The 17,327-nt window shown below is 57.2% G+C and carries 15 protein-coding genes, 1 pseudogene and 1 riboswitch; of the genes and pseudogenes, 12 read left to right on the top strand and 4 right to left on the bottom strand.

What is annotated here, in order from left to right:
* Positions 1–6 precede the first annotated feature (6 nt).
* The 10 genes and pseudogenes from NLX71_RS05225 to NLX71_RS05180 all read left to right on the top strand — a co-directional run bounded on the left by NLX71_RS05225 (position 7) and on the right by NLX71_RS05180 (position 10,804).
* The gene (locus tag NLX71_RS05225) at positions 7–1,005 is read left to right on the top strand and encodes an ABC transporter ATP-binding protein (protein WP_254362437.1); all 999 of its coding nucleotides are present in this window, start codon (positions 7–9) and stop codon (positions 1,003–1,005) included.
* Positions 1,002–1,979, top strand: a complete 978-nt coding sequence (locus NLX71_RS05220) for an ABC transporter ATP-binding protein (RefSeq protein WP_254362436.1) — start codon at positions 1,002–1,004, stop codon at positions 1,977–1,979. The genes NLX71_RS05225 and NLX71_RS05220 overlap by 4 nt, the downstream gene beginning before the upstream one ends.
* Positions 1,976–3,445, top strand: coding sequence for a leucyl aminopeptidase family protein (locus NLX71_RS05215; protein WP_254362435.1), 1,470 nt, complete (start codon positions 1,976–1,978; stop codon positions 3,443–3,445). The genes NLX71_RS05220 and NLX71_RS05215 overlap by 4 nt, the downstream gene beginning before the upstream one ends.
* Before the next feature lie 325 nt (positions 3,446–3,770).
* Positions 3,771–3,875: pseudogene (locus NLX71_RS05210) on the top strand (2OG-Fe(II) oxygenase); the annotation flags it as partial.
* A 158-nt stretch (positions 3,876–4,033) separates the two neighbouring features.
* Positions 4,034–5,083: a serine hydrolase domain-containing protein gene (locus tag NLX71_RS05205; protein WP_254362434.1), complete on the top strand. Its 1,050-nt coding sequence runs from the start codon at positions 4,034–4,036 to the stop codon at positions 5,081–5,083.
* A 28-nt stretch (positions 5,084–5,111) separates the two neighbouring features.
* Positions 5,112–6,428 (top strand): ABC transporter substrate-binding protein, encoded by a 1,317-nt coding sequence (locus NLX71_RS05200; RefSeq protein ID WP_254362433.1) that lies wholly within the window; start codon positions 5,112–5,114, stop codon positions 6,426–6,428.
* Between the two features lie 41 nt (positions 6,429–6,469).
* Positions 6,470–7,426 (top strand): carbohydrate ABC transporter permease, encoded by a 957-nt coding sequence (locus NLX71_RS05195; RefSeq protein ID WP_254362432.1) that lies wholly within the window; start codon positions 6,470–6,472, stop codon positions 7,424–7,426.
* Positions 7,427–7,444: 18 nt separating this feature from the next.
* On the top strand, positions 7,445–8,269 hold the full coding sequence (locus tag NLX71_RS05190) for a carbohydrate ABC transporter permease (RefSeq protein ID WP_254362431.1): 825 nt from the start codon (positions 7,445–7,447) through the stop codon (positions 8,267–8,269).
* A gap of 248 nt (positions 8,270–8,517) precedes the next feature.
* Entirely contained in the window at positions 8,518–9,549 is a 1,032-nt protein-coding gene (locus NLX71_RS05185) for an ROK family protein (protein WP_254362430.1), read from the top strand.
* A gap of 31 nt (positions 9,550–9,580) precedes the next feature.
* Entirely contained in the window at positions 9,581–10,804 is a 1,224-nt protein-coding gene (locus tag NLX71_RS05180) for an MFS transporter (RefSeq protein WP_254362429.1), read from the top strand.
* A gap of 19 nt (positions 10,805–10,823) precedes the next feature.
* Here the strand turns inward: NLX71_RS05180 and NLX71_RS05175 are convergent, their stop codons facing one another.
* On the bottom strand, positions 10,824–11,573 hold the full coding sequence (locus NLX71_RS05175; protein WP_254362428.1) for a response regulator transcription factor: 750 nt from the start codon (positions 11,571–11,573) through the stop codon (positions 10,824–10,826).
* Positions 11,574–11,779: 206 nt separating this feature from the next.
* Between NLX71_RS05175 and NLX71_RS05170 the strand changes: the two genes are divergently transcribed.
* Positions 11,780–12,640, top strand: a complete 861-nt coding sequence (locus tag NLX71_RS05170) for a cytochrome c oxidase assembly protein (protein ID WP_254362427.1) — start codon at positions 11,780–11,782, stop codon at positions 12,638–12,640.
* A 3-nt stretch (positions 12,641–12,643) separates the two neighbouring features.
* Here the strand turns inward: NLX71_RS05170 and NLX71_RS05165 are convergent, their stop codons facing one another.
* Together NLX71_RS05165 and NLX71_RS05160 are read right to left on the bottom strand one after the other, a co-directional pair.
* Positions 12,644–13,255, bottom strand: a complete 612-nt coding sequence (locus NLX71_RS05165; protein WP_254362426.1) for an SCO family protein — start codon at positions 13,253–13,255, stop codon at positions 12,644–12,646.
* Positions 13,256–13,319: 64 nt separating this feature from the next.
* Positions 13,320–13,685: a c-type cytochrome gene (locus NLX71_RS05160; protein WP_254362425.1), complete on the bottom strand. Its 366-nt coding sequence runs from the start codon at positions 13,683–13,685 to the stop codon at positions 13,320–13,322.
* A gap of 259 nt (positions 13,686–13,944) precedes the next feature.
* On the opposite strand from NLX71_RS05160, the gene NLX71_RS05155 reads away from it, so the two are divergent.
* Positions 13,945–14,592, top strand: coding sequence for a response regulator (locus NLX71_RS05155; protein WP_254362494.1), 648 nt, complete (start codon positions 13,945–13,947; stop codon positions 14,590–14,592).
* Between the two features lie 70 nt (positions 14,593–14,662).
* On the opposite strand, the gene metE is transcribed toward NLX71_RS05155, so the two are convergent.
* Entirely contained in the window at positions 14,663–16,957 is a 2,295-nt protein-coding gene (gene metE / locus NLX71_RS05150) for a 5-methyltetrahydropteroyltriglutamate--homocysteine S-methyltransferase (RefSeq protein ID WP_254362424.1), read from the bottom strand.
* Positions 16,958–17,114: 157 nt separating this feature from the next.
* Positions 17,115–17,312: riboswitch (cobalamin riboswitch) on the bottom strand.
* Between the last annotated feature and the right edge of the window lie 15 nt (positions 17,313–17,327).

Below are 17,327 nucleotides of genomic sequence, written 5' to 3'. Positions count from 1 at the left end.
ACGCGAATGACTCAAAAACTACTTGACGTGAAAGGCCTCAAGACACAGTTCACCCGCGATCAAGGCAAAGTCAACGCGATCGACGGCGTCGATTTTCATGTGAACAAAGGCGAAGTGCTTGGTCTGGTCGGAGAATCCGGCTGCGGCAAAAGCGTCACGTCCTTGTCCGTCATGCGGCTGCTGCACGGCACGCCGGGGAGCATTGTCGGGGGAACGGTCCGTTTTCAGGAGAAGGATCTGGTAGCGCTGTCCGAAAGCGACATGCGCCGTATCCGGGGCAAAGACATCGCGATGATTTTCCAGGAGCCGATGACGTCGCTCAATCCGGTGCTCAAGATCGGCAAGCAGCTTGTGGAAGCGATCCGCCTGCACTTGAAATACGATAAAAGCAAGGCGCGGGAGCATGCCGTTCATATGCTGAAGCTGGTCGGCATTCCGCGCGCCGAGGATGTCATCGACGAGTATCCGCACCAATTGTCCGGGGGTATGCGGCAGCGGGTCATGATCGCCATGGCGATGTCCTGCAACCCGCAGCTCCTCATTGCCGACGAGCCGACCACCGCGCTGGATGTGACGATTCAGGCGCAAATTTTGGACCTGATGAAGAAGCTGAAGGACGAGAACGACATGTCCATCATGCTGATCACCCACGATTTGGGCGTGGTGGCCGAAATGTGCGATCGCGTGATCGTCATGTACGCCGGACGCGTGGTCGAGGAAGGGAACGTGCTGGATATTTTCGACGATCCGCAGCATCCGTATACGAAGGGGCTTATTCATTCGGTGCCGAAGCTGCGCCAGAATAACCGGCGGCTCGAATCGATTCCCGGCAACGTGCCGGACTTGACGAACATGCCGGTCGGCTGCAAGTTCGCTCCCCGCTGCTCGGCGGTGATGGACATTTGCCGCGAGCGGGAGCCGCAGCTGATGCAGACCACGGCCGGCCGAAAGTGCCGCTGCTGGCTATACGAGAACGATAGCGCGAAGGGAGAAGGGGAAGCGTGACGAAACCGCTGGTGGAAGTGAAAAACCTGCGCAAAGTGTTTCCGATCAAGAAAGGGTGGTTCGGAAAGCCGGCTTTGTTGCAGGCGGTGGATAACGTATCTTTCTCCATCCACAAGGGCGAGACGTTCAGCATCGTCGGTGAGAGCGGCTGCGGCAAGTCGACGACGGGGCGCCTGATTACGCGGCTGCTGGCGCCGAGCGAAGGCGAGATTTGGTTCGACGGGCAGGAGATCGGGCAGCTGGACGAGTCCCGCATCCGTCCGCTGCGGCGGCAGATGCAGATGGTGTTCCAGGACCCGTATGCGTCGCTTAATCCGCGCATGAAGATCAAGGACATCATCGCCGAGCCGCTGCTCATTCACGAGAACATGTCGGCGGCGGAGCGGGAGAAGGACGTGCAGCGCTTGCTGGAAGTCGTCGGCTTAAGCTCGTTCCACGGCGAGCGCTATCCGCACGAGTTCAGCGGCGGCCAGCGCCAGCGCGTCGGCATCGCCCGCGCTTTGGCCGTGAAGCCGAGCCTGATCGTGGCCGACGAGCCGGTATCCGCGCTCGACGTGTCCATCCAGTCGCAGGTGCTGAATCTGCTGCAGGATTTGCAGGAGGAGCTCGGGCTGACGTACTTGTTTATTTCCCACGATCTGAGCGTCGTCGAGCATATTAGCGACCGGATCGGCGTCATGTATCTCGGCTCGATGGTCGAGCTGGGGGATAAGGACGCGATCTACGAGAAGCCGCTGCATCCGTATACGCAGGCGCTCTTTTCTTCTGTGCCCGTGCCGGACCCGCGGCTGAAGCGTGAGAAGATCGTGCTGAAGGGCGACCTGCCGAGCCCGGTCGACCCGCCGTCCGGCTGCCGGTTCCATACCCGCTGCCCGGTTGCAACGGATGTTTGCCGGACGAAAGCACCCGTGTTCCAGGAACAGGAGCCGGGCCATTACGTGGCTTGCCACTTGTATGGGGAGAGCAAAGGATGAAGATCACGACAGGATTCGTTCAAACGGCGGATGTCACGGTTTATCTGTGCCCGGAGCACGCCGGGCAGCCGGTTCCGCAGCTGGAGCTGCGGCCGGCGATGCAAGCCCGCGGCGCGGTCACTTGGTTTTACGGCCGCGGCGAAGAGGCGCATGTGCTGATCCTCGGACTCGGGGCGGAAGCGCGAATCGACGCCGAACGGCTGCGCGAGGCGGCTGGGAACGCGGCCAGAGCGGTTCATAAGGAAGGCTTCGCGACCGTGAACGTCATGCTGGAATCGTTCGTCCGGGCGATGAACGGCGCGCTTTCCGAGGAAGAAGCGGTGCGGGCCTGGACGGAGGGCTGGCTGCTCGGCTCGTATGCGTTCGACAAATACAAGTCCCGCAAGGAAGCCCGTACGGTGGAACGTCTGCACCTTGTATGCGCCGGGGCCGGGGAAGCTTCCTATGAGGAAGCGCTGAAGCAGTCGGCCATTCGCGCGGAAGGGGCCATGTTTGCGCGCGACCTGTGCAACGAGCCTCCGAACGTGCTGCATCCGGAATCGCTCGTTGAGATGGTTCGGGAGCGGTTTGCGGAGCGGCCGGTGAACGTTCGCGTCTATGGGGAGCAGGAGCTCGCGGACCTGGGCATGAACGGACTATTGACCGTCGCGCAGGGAAGTCGGTACAAGCCTGCGCTCATCGAACTGACGTTCTGCACCGATCCTTCGCAGCCGCTGCTGGCGCTCGTGGGCAAAGGCATCACGTTTGATATGGGCGGCATGAACGTCAAGTCCGGACGGGATATCAGCGACGCGCGGTTCGATATGGGCGGCTCCTGCGCCGTGCTTGGAGCGATGGATATAATCAGCCGCTCGGAGCTGCGGGCGAACATCGTCGCGCTGATTGCGGTCGCGGACAATATGCCCGATGCGGAGGCATTCGTCCCGTCCACGTTAGTCACGTACCCGAACGGCCTTTCCGTGCAGGTCGGCAACACCGACGCGGAAGGCCGCCTCGTGCTGGCCGATGCGCTGCTGCACGCCGGGCGTCTTGGCGCACGGGAAGTGATCGACATCGCGACGCTGACGGGCAACGTCGGCGAAGCGCTCGGACTGAGCGTCGCCGGGGCGTGGGGCGACCGCAAGCTGGTCGAGACGCTGGCGGGCATCGGCGAGCATTGCGGTGACCGGCTGTGGCCGATGCCGCTGGTTGACGACTACGAGGAACTGCTGCGCAGCGATTACGCCGACATGAACAACATTCCGCCGATTTCGTACGGCGGAGCCATTGTAGCGGCGCTGTTCCTGCGCCGCTTCGTGGCCGAGTCGATGCGCTGGGTGCACATCGACATGGCGAACACCGTGCAAGCTAAGGCTGCACGCGGTTATTACTCGGCTGGCGCGACCGGCTACGGTGCGCGGTTGCTGGCCGATTTTGCGGTGAGCCGGGCAGAGGCGAACCGGCTGGGCGCGGGCGACGAGGCTTGAGGCGAGTTGAATGGGGTAATGATATGAGAGATCGTTCCAGAGGCAGACGTTTTGCCGAGGGGCGGTCTCTTTTTTTTGGGGGAAGATGCGGGGATCGGAGGCGGATTGAACATAAAGGAACCGCAGTGCGCTAATAAAGCCTTTGACGCTCATTCCTGTGAATAGCGGAACGTGGGTGACTTAATCATGTCGAAAAATGATCATCTTTCCTGATTCGGGGGCATTTACGCACTACAGGTTCGCTATTTTGTACAGCCGGGCCCATTGCTTTGAATTAGATGCGGTTCCGTTCCGCTAATTTTAGCGAGTGCCTTGCTGTTAATGACAGGGCACGCGCGGGACGTACCGGACGACGCTCCGTCACGGCGTAAGTACGATTACAGCCGGCACACGCTACAGTCTGGGGCTTATTTTTCATGATGCCCAATGATCGAATCCCTTGCGCTTAGGCGCAAGGCTTTTTTTATGCAGGAGTAAAATTTCATGTCACTATTTACAAAATGAAATTATATTTTATAATATGGATATAAAACGAATGATAGCGTTTACAAAATAACGTCGACTTTAGAGAGGAGTGGCGATGGAGAGATGACCGATCCAAAGAAATGGAACGCGGTAGACCGACTGATCCGGCGCTGGGTGGGGGAAAAGGCGATTCCCGGAGCCGTTGTAGATATCTCGCTGGGGGCTGACGTTCGATGGAGCCAAGCTTACGGGTCCTATTCGGACGGCGCCGCCGAGTGCCGGATAACCGAGCGCACGATGTTCGACGTCGCTTCGTTAACGAAAGTCACAGTAACCTTGCCGGTTATTCTGGCGCTGGCGGAACAGGGAAGGCTCCGGCTGGACGATCCCGTCCAAGCGTATATTACCGGCTTCCGCCATCCGAACGTGACGCTGCGCCACCTGCTGATGCATACGTCCGGGCTTTCTCCCGAGCTTCCTTACGCCAAGCGGACGGAGCGCCGGGATGTCATTCCTCTCGTGCTAAAGCAGGAGCTGGTGGCGGAGCCTGGGAAGCAGGCGGTGTACAGCGACCTCGGGATGATTTTGCTCGGCGAAGTCGCTGCCGTCGTATCCGGACAATCGCTGGAATCGTGCGCGCGCCGTTATGTGTTCGACCCGCTGGGGATGGCCGATTCGACATTCAATCCGCGGCCCGAGCTGCTTGGACGAATCGCCGCCACGGAGCCGCTTGATGACGGAACGGGGTATGTGCATGGAGTCGTCCATGACGAGAAGAGCTATCATCTCGGAGGCGTCAGCGGCAGCGCGGGACTGTTCACAACGGCGGACGACCTGCGCAAGTACGCCCGGACATGGCTTGACCCGGACGGCCGAGGACTGCTAAGCAGGGAAACGATCGACGGTTGCTTCCGCAATCCGGTTCAAGGCCGGGCGCTCGGCTGGGAGCTATGGCATGGTCAGGAGCGGGCACCGGCTTGTGGGGCGTCTTGGCCGCACGGTAGCTTCGGACATACCGGCTTTACCGGAACGAGCCTGTGGATCGACCCGTTTCACGAGCTGATTGTCGTCTTTTTGACCAACGCGGTGCACTTCGGACGAAGTCCGATCATGCGGGAGCTGCGGCCGATTCTGCATACGACGGTTTATACCTCGCTCATCGGGGATAAATAGAGAATCATCATCCAAGGGAGGGCTTAGAATGAAGGGGACAAAGACGATAAAATCGGCAATCGCGCTCGTTGCGGCCATATCGCTGATCGCGGCGGGCTGCAGCAGCCCGTCGAAGGACGGGGCCAAGGAAGCGCCGGCGGCAAACGGCGGCGGAGGACAGAAGACGGAAGGCCAGAAGGTCAAGCTGACGATGGGCAGCTGGCGGACGGAAGACAAGGAAGTATACGAGAAGATCATCAAAGCGTTCAACAAGACGAATCCCGGCATCGAGATCGAATTCAAGCCGACCAAGAATACCGAATACAACACGGTGCTGAATACGGCGCTGCAAACCGGCAGCGGCCCCGACATCATCCATCTCAGGCCGTATGCGGCCGGCATCGCGCTCGCCGACGCCAACTACTTGGAGCCGCTCGACAGCGTCAAGGGGCTCGAAGCGATTCCGAAGGAAGCGAAGATGGCCGCGACCGGCAAGGACGGCAAAGTATACGGCGTGCCGACGGTCTACAGCTCGACGCAAATTTTTTATAACAAAGCGCTGTTCAAAAAGTTTAACCTGTCCGAGCCGAAAACGTGGGACGAGCTGATGAAGGCGGCCGATACGCTGAAACAAAACAAGATTGCGCCGTTTGCCTTCGGCTCCAAGGAGGGCTGGATTTTGTCCCTGACGCACGGTGCGCTCGGCCCGCAATTTTACGGCGGCACCGGGTTTGTCAACAGCCTGCTCACAGGCAAAACGAATTTCAAAAGCAAAGAGTTCACCGATTCGATCACGATGCTTCAAGATTTGACAAAATATTTCCCGAAAAATTATACGGGCCTCGGCATGGATGACATGCGCAATCTGTTCGTCACCGAGCAGGCGGGCATGATCGTGATGGGCGACTGGGAAACTGCGGTGATGAAAAAGATGAACCCGGACCTCGATCTGGATCTGTTCCCGGTTCCTCCGGTGAAAGCGGACGGCAAGGCCAGCGTGACCAATTGGGTGGACGGCTCGTTTGCCGTTAACGCAGCGTCTAAGAACAAGCAGGCGGCTTTGAAATTTATCGAGTTCATGACGACGAAGGAATTCGGCAAGATGGTGGCCGACGATCTGAAGAAGCCGAGCACGATTCCGGGCGTGGAATCCTCCGACCCGCTCGTCGCGAAAATGATTCAGCTCGCTGCCGCCAATTCCACGCCGTACGCGATGGTCGTGCATTTCAGTTCAGGCAATCCGACGACCAAGGCTACGCTGGAGACGACTCTTCAAGGAATGTTTCTGGGCAAGGAAAAACCGGACACAGTGACGGATACCGTGCAGAAGAGCGCCGATTCCTGGTTCAAGCCTGCGGCCAAATAAACCGCCGGTCGACACAAACTATATAGAAAGGGCGGGGCGCAATGAATCGAGAAGCGGCGGTATGGAACCGCACGAGCAAACGGCAGCCGGGTTTGAACTGGAAACGAGGGATTATCCACTTGTTCCCGGTTCCCGCCCTCGCCGTCTACACGCTGTTTGTCGTGTATCCGATCGTAGCGGCTTTCAGCTACAGCTTGTTCGACTGGAAGGGGCTTCAGAAGGGCGCTTTTGTCGGCATCGACAATTTCGTCAAGCTGTTTACGACGGAGCCGTTCAACGGGCTGTTCTGGAACGCGTTCGGGCATAACGTCTACTATTTTATATTGGAAATGATCGTGCAAAATGGAATCGCTTTCATCCTGGCGTACATTATTTACACGAAAATAAAGGGCGCGGAGCTGTTCAAAATGGCCTATTTCGTGCCGCGGCTGCTGTCGGTCATCGTCGTCGGCTTCCTGTGGAAGCTGATGCTGAACCCGAATTCCGGCGTCGTAAACTTCGCGCTCAAGAACGTCGGTCTCGCCGAATGGGCGAGGCCGTGGCTGGGCGAACCGGACACGGCTCTGACGGCGATCATTCTCGCGAACAGCTGGTTCGGCGTCGGCTTCGCGGTGCTGATTTTGCTTGCAGGCTTGCAGTCGATCTCCCAAGAGGTGATTGAGGCGGCGAGGCTGGACGGGGTGCAGGGCTTCCGCTTGATTCGCTCGATCATTCTGCCTATGATGACGCAGTCCATTGTCATCCTTACCGTATTTACGTTCATCCACGCGTTCGAAGCGTTCGAGCTTGTATATGCGATGCAGGGCTCGCAAGGGGAGCCGTACCATTCGACGGATACGCTGGCCGTTTTCTTTTACCGCACGGCCTTCGGCGGATCGTCGGGCGACGGCGTGGCGGTCGGTCTGGGCTCGGCGCTGGCGGTCGTGCTGTTCTTGATCATCGCTACACTGTCCGCATTGTTTATGGCCTATGCTCGCAAGCGGGACATGGAGTATTAGAAAGGGGGTAGCCGCTCCGTGAAAACGAACCCGGTCTTACGCGCATCGCATTATGTTATCGCCAGTCTGTTCGCGCTCCTCAGCCTCTATCCGATCGTTCTGATGCTCCTGTCTTCGTTCAAGACGAACATCGACATTTTCAAAAATCCGATCGGGCTGCCGAAGGCTTGGAGCATGACTGCCTATAAGAAGCTGCTGGACCAGCTGCCTTACTTCGATTATTTCTGGAACAGCCTGACGGTCAGCGTCGTATCCGTCACCCTGATCCTGCTGTCCGGGTCGCTGGCATCGTTCTATATTGCCAGATACCCGTTCCGCTGGAATCCGGCGCTGTTCTTCTTCTTCCTGCTCGGCATGATGATTCCGGTCAAGCTCGGCATCGTCCCGCTGTTTATGCTGATGAAAAATTTGGGGCTGATGAACACAGTTACTTCGCTGATTCTGATGTATACGGCTATCGGCATCCCGATGTCGGTCCTGATTTTGACCGGATTTTTCCGGACGCTGCCGAAGGAACTGGAGGAGGCGGGGCGGATCGACGGCTGCTCCGATCTTCGCCTGCTGCTGAGCATCGTGGCGCCCTTGATGAGACCGGCGCTCGGTACGGTCATGATCATGAATTTCATCACGGTGTGGAACGATTTCTTCTTCCCGCTGATCTTCATCCAGGACGAAGTGAAAAAGACGATTCCCGTCGGCATGCTGACGTTGTTCAGCGAATACTCCACCGATTGGAGCGTGCTGTTCGCGGGCCTGACCTTGTCGTCGCTGCCGATGATCGTGCTGTTCGCCGTCTCCTCCAGGCAGTTCATGGACGGCATGACGGCGGGCGCGGTCAAGTAAGACGGGACGAGAAAGGCATCATGGCCGGGGGCGAGACGGCGATGGTCCGCTGGCTGGAAGATAACAGAGCTTCCTGTGAACCGCCGAAAGCGGCTCGCGGGAAGCTTTTTTTTGGTTGATCGTTTCCCGATATTTTTGATACCGGTGGTCGTTTAGCATTTCATGGAATTCATTCGTTGTGTCCCGGATAAATCTGTGATACACTCGGAAAGTAATTAAAGAACTTTAATAAGTTGGTGGTGAATGCCATGAAGCTTCCTTTCGTTCAGCCCAAAATGATGGGTGAAATGATTCGTCAGCAAATTCGCGCGGCGCTGTATCGCGATTCGGTATCGACCAAGGCCGAGCTTGCGCAGAAAACGGGCATCAGCTTTCCGACGATTAGCAAAACGCTGGATGAAATGAACGACCAAGGCGAGGTTGTGTTAACGGGGTTAGGAGTATCCAGCGGAGGCCGGCGTCCGAAGCAATACCGGTTAAATCCCGATCATATGGCGGGGCTCGCCGTAGGGCTCGAAAAGGATTATTCCTCCTATGCGCTCCTTAATTATGTGGGCGAGGTGATCGGGCGGGAGAAGCTTCCCGGCGTGTTGCACGATGGACCCGAGCGGTTGACCGAACAGATCGGAACCTTCGTAAAGCGATATCCTCATTTGCGCGCTCTGACCTTGGGCGTGCCGGGGGCGGTAAATAACGGTCGCGTCTTCTTTATTCTCGATTACGATAAGTTCCAGAACTTCGATTTCAAAGCTTTTTATCAGGAACGCTTTTCACTCCGGGTTCAAGTGGAAAATGATATGAATGCCACTGTTCTTGGCTATCATGATCGTTCGGGAGACGAGCATGACCGCTCTCTTGTATACCTGTATCTGGGGCAGAACGGTCCGGGCGCGGGGATTATGGTGAACGGCGACGTGGTAAGAGGGAGCAGCTTTTTTTCGGGCGAGGTTTCTTTTTTGCCGCTTTACGATTCGCGGAATTTTTTACAAGCGGTACAAGACCGCGCTTCCGCACAGAACGGCACGGAAAGTCGCTTGAGGCTGATCGACGCGATGAGCCGATTGGTCGCCGTGTTTACGGCCACCCTGAATCCGCATACCGTCATTTTTTGCAGTACGGATATGACCGAACACGATATGACCGATGTCCGGCAAGGAAGCGCCTCCTATGTTCCGGCAGACAACCTGCCGTCCCTGATCGTCCGGGATTGGGAGGAAGATTATTTCCACGGGCTAAATCAACTCACGATAAAAACAATGCTGGGTACCGGAATCGATTGATTGCACGGCCAGTTTGAAAAGGGGAATTGGCATGAAACATTCACTAAGCAGCCGCCAAATTCAACAATGGCGCATGGCCATCTATATCATTTTTGCGCTGCCCGGCTTTGCGATGGCCACATGGGTTTCGCGTACTCCGGCCATCCGGGATACGCTAGGCGCCACCATCGCTGAGATGGGATGGATTATTTTCGGCTTGGCCGTCGGCTCCATCATCGGCTTGCTCAGCGCAAGTCATCTTATTGCAAGCCGCGGAGGGCGATTTGTCATGATGACCGGCCTTGTGGTCAGCGCGGCGGGACTCGGCATCGTGGCGATGAGCGGGATATGGCTTACAGGCGGAATAACGGTGTTCCTGGGACTGGCCGTCTTCGGCTTCGGGAACGGAATATGCGACGTGGCGATGAATGTCGAGGGGACGGCGATCGAGCGCGCCGCTCAAAAGTCGCTTCTGACCGGCTTTCATGCCGCATACAGCCTGGGCACGCTTGTGGGCGCCGTTGCGGGCTCGGCAGCAATTCAGGCGGGACTGTCCGTCGTTGTACATTTGTCGCTCGCGGCGGTCGTCGTGGTTTTATGTGCCGCCTATATATACCGGTTCGTCCCTGCCGGAACCGGGCAAGAACGCGCTGCGGATTCGGGCGAACCGCCCATGACCGCGCGGGAGCGTATGGCCGTGTGGAAAGAGCCGCGCACGATTTTGATCGGTATCGTTGTCTTGGGCATGTCGTTTGCGGAAGGCTCTGCGAACGACTGGCTTCCGCTGGTCATCGTGGACGGCTACCATGTCTCTCCGGCGATGGGCTCGTTTGCTTTCGGCTTGTTCGTGGCCGCCATGACCATCGCCCGCGCCGCAGGCGGGAGGCTGCTCGACCGATTCGGACGAGTCACCGTTCTGCGGGCTTCCGCGTTATCCGCGATTGCCGGGCTGCTCATCGTCATCACGGGACAAAGCTTCACGGCTGCCGCCATCGGCGTTGTGCTGTGGGGATTCGGCTCGGCTTTCGGATTTCCCGTCGGCTTGTCTGCCGCAGGAGACGATCCGCGCGGGGTCGCTGCGAGGGTGGGCGCCGTTTCGACGGCCGGATATGCCGCCTCCCTTGTCGGGCCGCCTATTCTGGGGGTCGTCGGCGATTCCATCGGCTTGCTTCGCGCCTTAATTATTGTGCTGATCGGCGTTGTGGCCGCCGGATTATTGAGTCATGCCACGAGGCCCATCGGAGCGCGGGCCGAGGACACGAACTTCAAAGCTTAGCAGGAAAAAACCGTTATCATTATCTGTCGATAACGGTTTTTTGCTTGTTCATGGCGAACGAAGCGGGCACATCCAAACGGTAGCCTATGCCCCAGACCGTGCGAAGCATCGAGGCGGCAGACGGCGAGACGGCCTGCATTTTTTCCCGGATGCGCCGGATATGGGAATCCACCGTCCGAAAATCGATGATCACCTCGTACTTCCATACGTCCTTAAGCAGCTCTTCACGAGTCAGCGTCTTGTTCTCGTTCAATGCAAAATAACGCAGCAATTCGTACTCTTTCAAAGTCAGCGTGATCTCGTGACCGTCGATCATCACACGCCGGGCTTGGTGCTCGATGACCAAATGCGGCAGCACGATGTCGTGGCGCGATTTGTTCTCCAGCCGGAGCCTTCCCGGAGCGGTGCGATTCAGAATGGCATGTATGCGGCAGATCAGCTCGCGCGGACTGAACGGCTTCACGACATAATCGTCGGCGCCGGATTCGAAGCCGAGGAGGCGGTCGCTCTCGTCCCCTTTGGCCGTGAGCAGAATCACCGGCGTCGTCTTGACTCGTTTCAGCAGCCGGCAAATCTCGGGGCCGCTCAAACCCGGCATCATCCAATCGAGCAGCAAAATATCGTAGTCGCGATCTAAAGCCATTTGCAGCGCCTGCGCCCCGTCTCCGGTTTCGTCCACGGCGGCGCCGTCTTTATTCAAATACAGGTTCAATATGCGGCGGATCCGGTCCTCGTCGTCAGCGATGAGCATCTTGTAAGCTAATGTCATGACAGCTCCTCCTTCACGCTTCTTATTGTAGCCTTAGGCGGGCCGGGAGACATGCCTCGAATGAGTCATTTCGTCGTCGGTCCGGTGAACAAAGCTTGTCTCCTTTGTGACAACGAGATGGCACTTTCGTGTCATAGGAACCGGGACCGAAATTAGGTAAAATGGAGGGGATGCTTGGAAACGAAGAAGTAAAGGAGGCTTTGAGCTTGGACTTTCTATTGATGATGGAAACGTACGGATTCCGGGCGGTGTGGGGGCCGGAGATGTTTCTGACGGTTGCGCTGGCGGCCGTATTTTACATGCGCTACAAGGGCAGCACGGTGACCGGACAGCAGACGGCGAGCTTTTTTATCGGGCTGATCTTGCTGTACTTTGCGCTCGGAGGACCGCTGAATCTGGGCGGGCACTTCTGGTTCAGCCTCCATATGCTTCAGCAGTCCGTGATGTACCTGATCGTTCCGCCGCTGCTGCTTCGGGGGATGCCGGAATGTTTTTTCCGAGCTCTTAGCGACAATCGGTGGAGCCGGTGGGTGATCCTTGTTTTCGGTAATCCGATCTTTGCGATGTTTTTGTTCAACGGCGCTTTTTCTTTCTATCACATCCCGATGATTTTCGATGCCGCGATGTCCAATTTTGCGCTTCATAATGCGCTGCATCTGCTGCTGTTCTTCTCGGCGTTCGCTTTATGGTGGTCTGTGTTCAGTCCGGTCGGGGCGCTCTATGCGATGAGCGAGCTGAAAAAAATGGGGTACATCTTCTTGAACGGCATTTTGCTGACGCCGGCGTGCGCGCTCATCATCTTTGCCAAAGCGCCGATGTACGAGACTTACATCGCTGGTACGAAAATGCTTTGCATGCCGTTCTATGCGATTCCGGTGGAGCCGGTGACGTTTTCCAGTCCGTGGCTTACGCCGCTGTCCGACCAGCAGCTGGGGGGCGTGATCATGAAGATTATGCAGGAAATTTCGTACGGCTGCCTGCTTGGCCTCGTATTTTTCCAGTGGTACCGGAGAGAAAAAGACAAAGCAGAGGACCTTCCCGATCCCCTGCTTGAGCCGACGCGGTAAACGTTATTTTGATCCGGCGATTTGCCGGATCATTTTTAGAATCTCGTCGTTGTCCATCTCTTCGCCCATCGTATAAATTTTGCGGATTTGTCCTTGCTGGTCGACCAGGAACAACGAGGTCATCGTATGCACGAACCCGCCGTCCTTCATCTTTTGCACCGTCACGCCAAAATCTTTCGCGACGGCCGCCGTTTCTTTCTCCGTCCCGGTCAGCAGCGTCCACCCGCTGTAATCCATTCCCATTTTGTCTCCGTACGTTTTGAACACTTGAGGCGTATCGCGCTCGGGATCGAAAGTGACCGATACAAAATGGACCTTATTTCCCCAGATGCCGTCTTTCTTTAATTCGTTCTGCAGCTTGACCATGTTGTACGTCGTGGCCGGACACACGTCCGGGCAATTGGTGAACAGGAACTCGACCAGACGCACTTTGCCGTTCGAATCGTTTAAAGAAACCTTCCCGCCATCCAGCCCGCTCAGCTCAAAGTTCGGCGCCTGCTTCAACACCGGCAGGGTCGGCCCTTGGTTGAACCAGGTAAATAGCGAGATGGCAAGGGCAGCCAGCAGGAGGGCGACCGTCAATTTAAATCCGTTCTTTTGCATCCATGGCTTCATCCGTTAACGTTCAACCTCCGGTTTCGTTGTTCTTTTTGCATTCATTTCGCCTATTCCACGCGCGTTATTTCTTTTCGGCGAGCCAGCGGGCGACGTTGGCAATCTCCTCGTCCTTCAAGCTGCTCTTGAACGCTGGCATGCCTCCGCGTCCGTTCTGGACCACTTTGTACAACTGCTCGGCCGACAGCTTCTCGCCGATCTTCTGAAGATTCGGTCCCATTTTGCCTTCCAGGTCGTTGCCGTGACAGGCGATACAGGACTGCTTGTAGATGGCTTCGGCGGCTTGGGCGTTAAGCGGAGCATCGGGAAGGGCCGGAGCGGCCGCCTCTTGCTTGACCTCGCTGGAATGCCGCTGCACCTCAGAGAACAAAAACCCCATGCCCAGAACGCAGGCAATTCCGCACAGGGACACCATCATCCATCGATGCATACATGCTCCTCCTTTCATTTCCACGATAATCCTAGCACTTTCGTTTCCGGCTTGTATATAGCACTTTGGAGTCAGACTAAAGCGCTTCATCCGAGGATTTGTCACGAAATTGTCGATCGTCCGGCGGGAAATAGCCCGACTGGGTCATGGGGAGCTGCGGGCGGGTATGGTTAGATGGAATGACCGGAGTACGATCGTTGATCCGGACGGCGAGAAGGAGCGCAGCGATCGCCGCCGGAAGGAAGAGAGGGGGATTTCCATGAGTCAACCGATTCGAATTATGCTGGCCGACGACCATGCGCATGCGCGCCAGGCGATGCGGGAAATTATTCAAGCGGACCCGGAGTTCGAGATCATCTGCGAGGCGACGAACGGCAAAGAAGCGGTGCTGCTGGCGGAGCAGTGGATGCCCGATGTCATTCTGATGGACATCCGCATGCCCGAACTGGACGGTCTGGAAGCGACCAAGCTGATTAAAGAACGGTTCCCGTATGTCAAAATTGTCATGGTTACGGTATCGGACGATATTACGCATTTGTTCGAGGCGCTGAAGAAAGGGGCGCAGGGCTATTTGCTGAAAAACCTTCATCCCGCTTCGTGGCACGAATATTTGCGGGCGGTCGCCATCGACGAAGCCCCGATGTCCCGGGAGATCGCCGTACGTCTGCTTCAGGAGTTTTCCTCCGTCAGGCAGAGCATTCCGGATCATTCGCCGCTCACCCGCCGGGAAAAGGAAATATTGGAGTGCGTGGCCAAAGGGAGCTCCAATCGGGAAATTTCGGAAATTTTATCCATCTCCGAGCATACGGTGAAAAACCATCTGAAAAATATTTTGCATAAGCTGCATTTGGACAACCGGGTGCAATTGATGCGCTATGCCTATGAGAAGGGCTGGATCAAGGGGTAGGGAGCTTGCTTTCGCAAATGAATAAAGCCGGAGATCGGGCATCGTAGCCCATATCTCCGGCTATAGTTCGTTACGCTTTGGCGCAGCGCGCTCTGAACTGTTCGGCGGCAGCGACCATGTTGCGCAGGGAAGCGACCGTTTCTTCGACGCCTCTCGTCTTGAGCCCGCAATCCGGGTTGATCCAGAACAGCTCCGGCTCCAAAACGGATAGTGCGCGTTCGATCGTGCGGGCCATCTCGTCAACGGCCGGCACCCTTGGGCTGTGAATGTCGTACACGCCCAGACCGATGCCCTGATCGTACGTTTGCTCGTCGAAGCTCTGCATCAGCTCGCCGTGGCTGCGCGACGTTTCGATGGAAATGACGTCCGCATCGAGAGCGCGGATCGCGTCGATAATGTCATGAAACTCGCAGTAGCACATATGCGTGTGAATTTGCGTCGTATCCTTCACGGCGGCGGAAGTCAAGCGGAAGGCATGAACTGACCAGTCCAGGTAATGCTGCCAATCCTGCTGTTTCAACGGCAAGCCTTCGCGCAGCGCAGGCTCGTCGATCTGGATCATGCCGATGCCCGCGGTTTCCAGCGCCTCCACCTCCTGGCGAAGCGCCAAGGCGATCTGGTAGGAGACTTGCTCCCGGGAAATATCGTCACGGACGAACGACCAGTTCAGGATGGTGACCGGGCCGGTAAGCATGCCCTTGACCGGCTTGCTCGTCAGCGACTGCGCATAGACCGTTTCCTCCACCGTCATCGGCTGGACGAATTCGACGTCGCCGTAGATGACCGGCGGCTTGACGCAGCGGGAGCCGTACGATTGAACCCAGCCGTTCCGGGTGAACAGGAAGCCGTCCAGCTTCTCGCCGAAAAACTCCACCATGTCCGTCCTTTCGAATTCACCGTGCACCAGCACATCCAAACCAAGCTCTTCCTGAATCTTGATCCAGGTTTGAATTTGCTCCTGAACGAAGGTCCGGTACTGCGCTTCGTTCCATTCCCCGGTTCTCCAGCGTTTGCGCGCTTGCCTCACTTCCGGCGTCTGCGGGAAGCTGCCGATCGTCGTTGTCGGCAGAAGCGGGAGCTGGAATTTATTTTGCTGGAGAATATGGCGCACGGAATAAGGGCTCTGTCTGGCCGAAGGTCCCCCGGCAATATGCCGGGTAGCCGCACGGACGGTTGCTCGGTTGCGGAACGAAGACGCGTTCAGCTCCCGAACGAGCCGTGCGCTTGCTTCCAGCTCGGACCGTACGGTGTCCGTTCGATCTCCGGCCGCCGCCTTGCTCAGCAGCACGACTTCGTCCAGCTTCTCGTCGGCGAAGGCCAGGAAGGGCAGCAGGTCGGCGTTCGCCTGCTCTTCCGTCCGGGTCGTCACCGGGACGTGCAGCAAGTTGCAGGAAGGCTGCACGATCAACGTCCCCGACGGAACGAGAGCGGACACCTCATCCAGCAGTTGCAGTTTAGCTTCGAGGTCGGCCAGCCATACGTTGCGTCCGTCGATCAATCCGACGCCCAGCGCTTTGTCGGCCGGGAATCCATGCGCCCGCAGGGCGGCGATATTCCGGTCCGCCCCGTGGACGAAATCGAGTCCGATGCCTTGCACCGGCAGGGCAACCGTCCGCTCGTAGTGCTCGACCGAATCGAAGTACGTTTGCAGCATCAGCTTCAGTCCGGGAGCGGCTGCGTGCAGCTGCGTATAAATGTCTGCAATTCGCTCCATATCGGTCTCGGATAAAGACGTAACCAGAATCGGCTCGTCGATCTGCACCCATGCCGCGCCTTCCTGCTCCAGCTCGACCAAAATTTGTTTATACAGCGGCAGGAACAATTCGATCAAGGCGTCCAGCTGCTCCGGCGCATACCCTTTGGACAGCTTCAGGAACGTATATGGTCCGATCAGGACCGGCTTCCCGTCGATGCCGAGCGTACGCTTCGCTTCGCGGTAAGCCTCCAGCGGCTTGTTCACCGTCAGTACCGGGGTCAGACCGTTCAATTCGGGCACGATGTAGTGATAGTTCGTATTGAACCATTTGGTCATCTCGCACGCCGGAGCGCCTTGGGTTCCGCGGGCCATGGCATAATAGGTTTGAAGCGGAACAGGCCCTCCGTCGTAAGCAAAACGCTCCGGAACGAGCCCGAACATCGTCGCCGTATCAAGCATATGGTCGTATAGCGAAAAATCGCCTACCGGAATCAGCCCGATTCCTTTTTCCTGCTGAACCTTGAGATGCGCCAAGCGGAGCGTTTCCAGCCCGCTTACGAACTGCTCCTCCGGCAATTTGCCCGCCCAGAACGATTCCAGAAGCTTTTTCCATTCCCGTTTCGCGCCAATGCGCGGGTACCCGATATTGCTGCTTATGATCCGACTCATGCTGAAAATCCTCCTCAAGTTTTTTTGACTTCAATTTTAATTATGAACATGCAAAAAAAGGCATCTTTACCCTATAGCGAAAAAGGATAAAGATGTCCCTCGTATCATACCCACGGCGGCTGCCATCTTTAACACCTCCCTATCTCCCGTAGGTAAAGCAGTGCTGTCAGAACAGGCAGGTCTCCTGGCTCCGGAATCGTGGTCTTGCGCCGGCCTTCCCAATCCGAAGATCAGTGGCTAAGTATGGCGTAAGACTCCTCCGTTACAGTGGCGGGACCGCGCCGGTATTTCACCGGCTTCCCTTTTAAGCTCCGATACGCGAACGTAGGGGAGCACCTGTTCCCACGATATTCACTTGTGATTCTGTATC

It is taken from the genome of Paenibacillus sp. MZ04-78.2 (genome assembly GCF_024213375.1).
In the GTDB taxonomy this organism is placed as follows: domain Bacteria; phylum Bacillota; class Bacilli; order Paenibacillales; family NBRC-103111; genus Paenibacillus_G.
The sequence above is the reverse complement of the archived record's forward strand: the minus strand, read 5'-3'. Positions and strand labels throughout refer to the sequence as shown.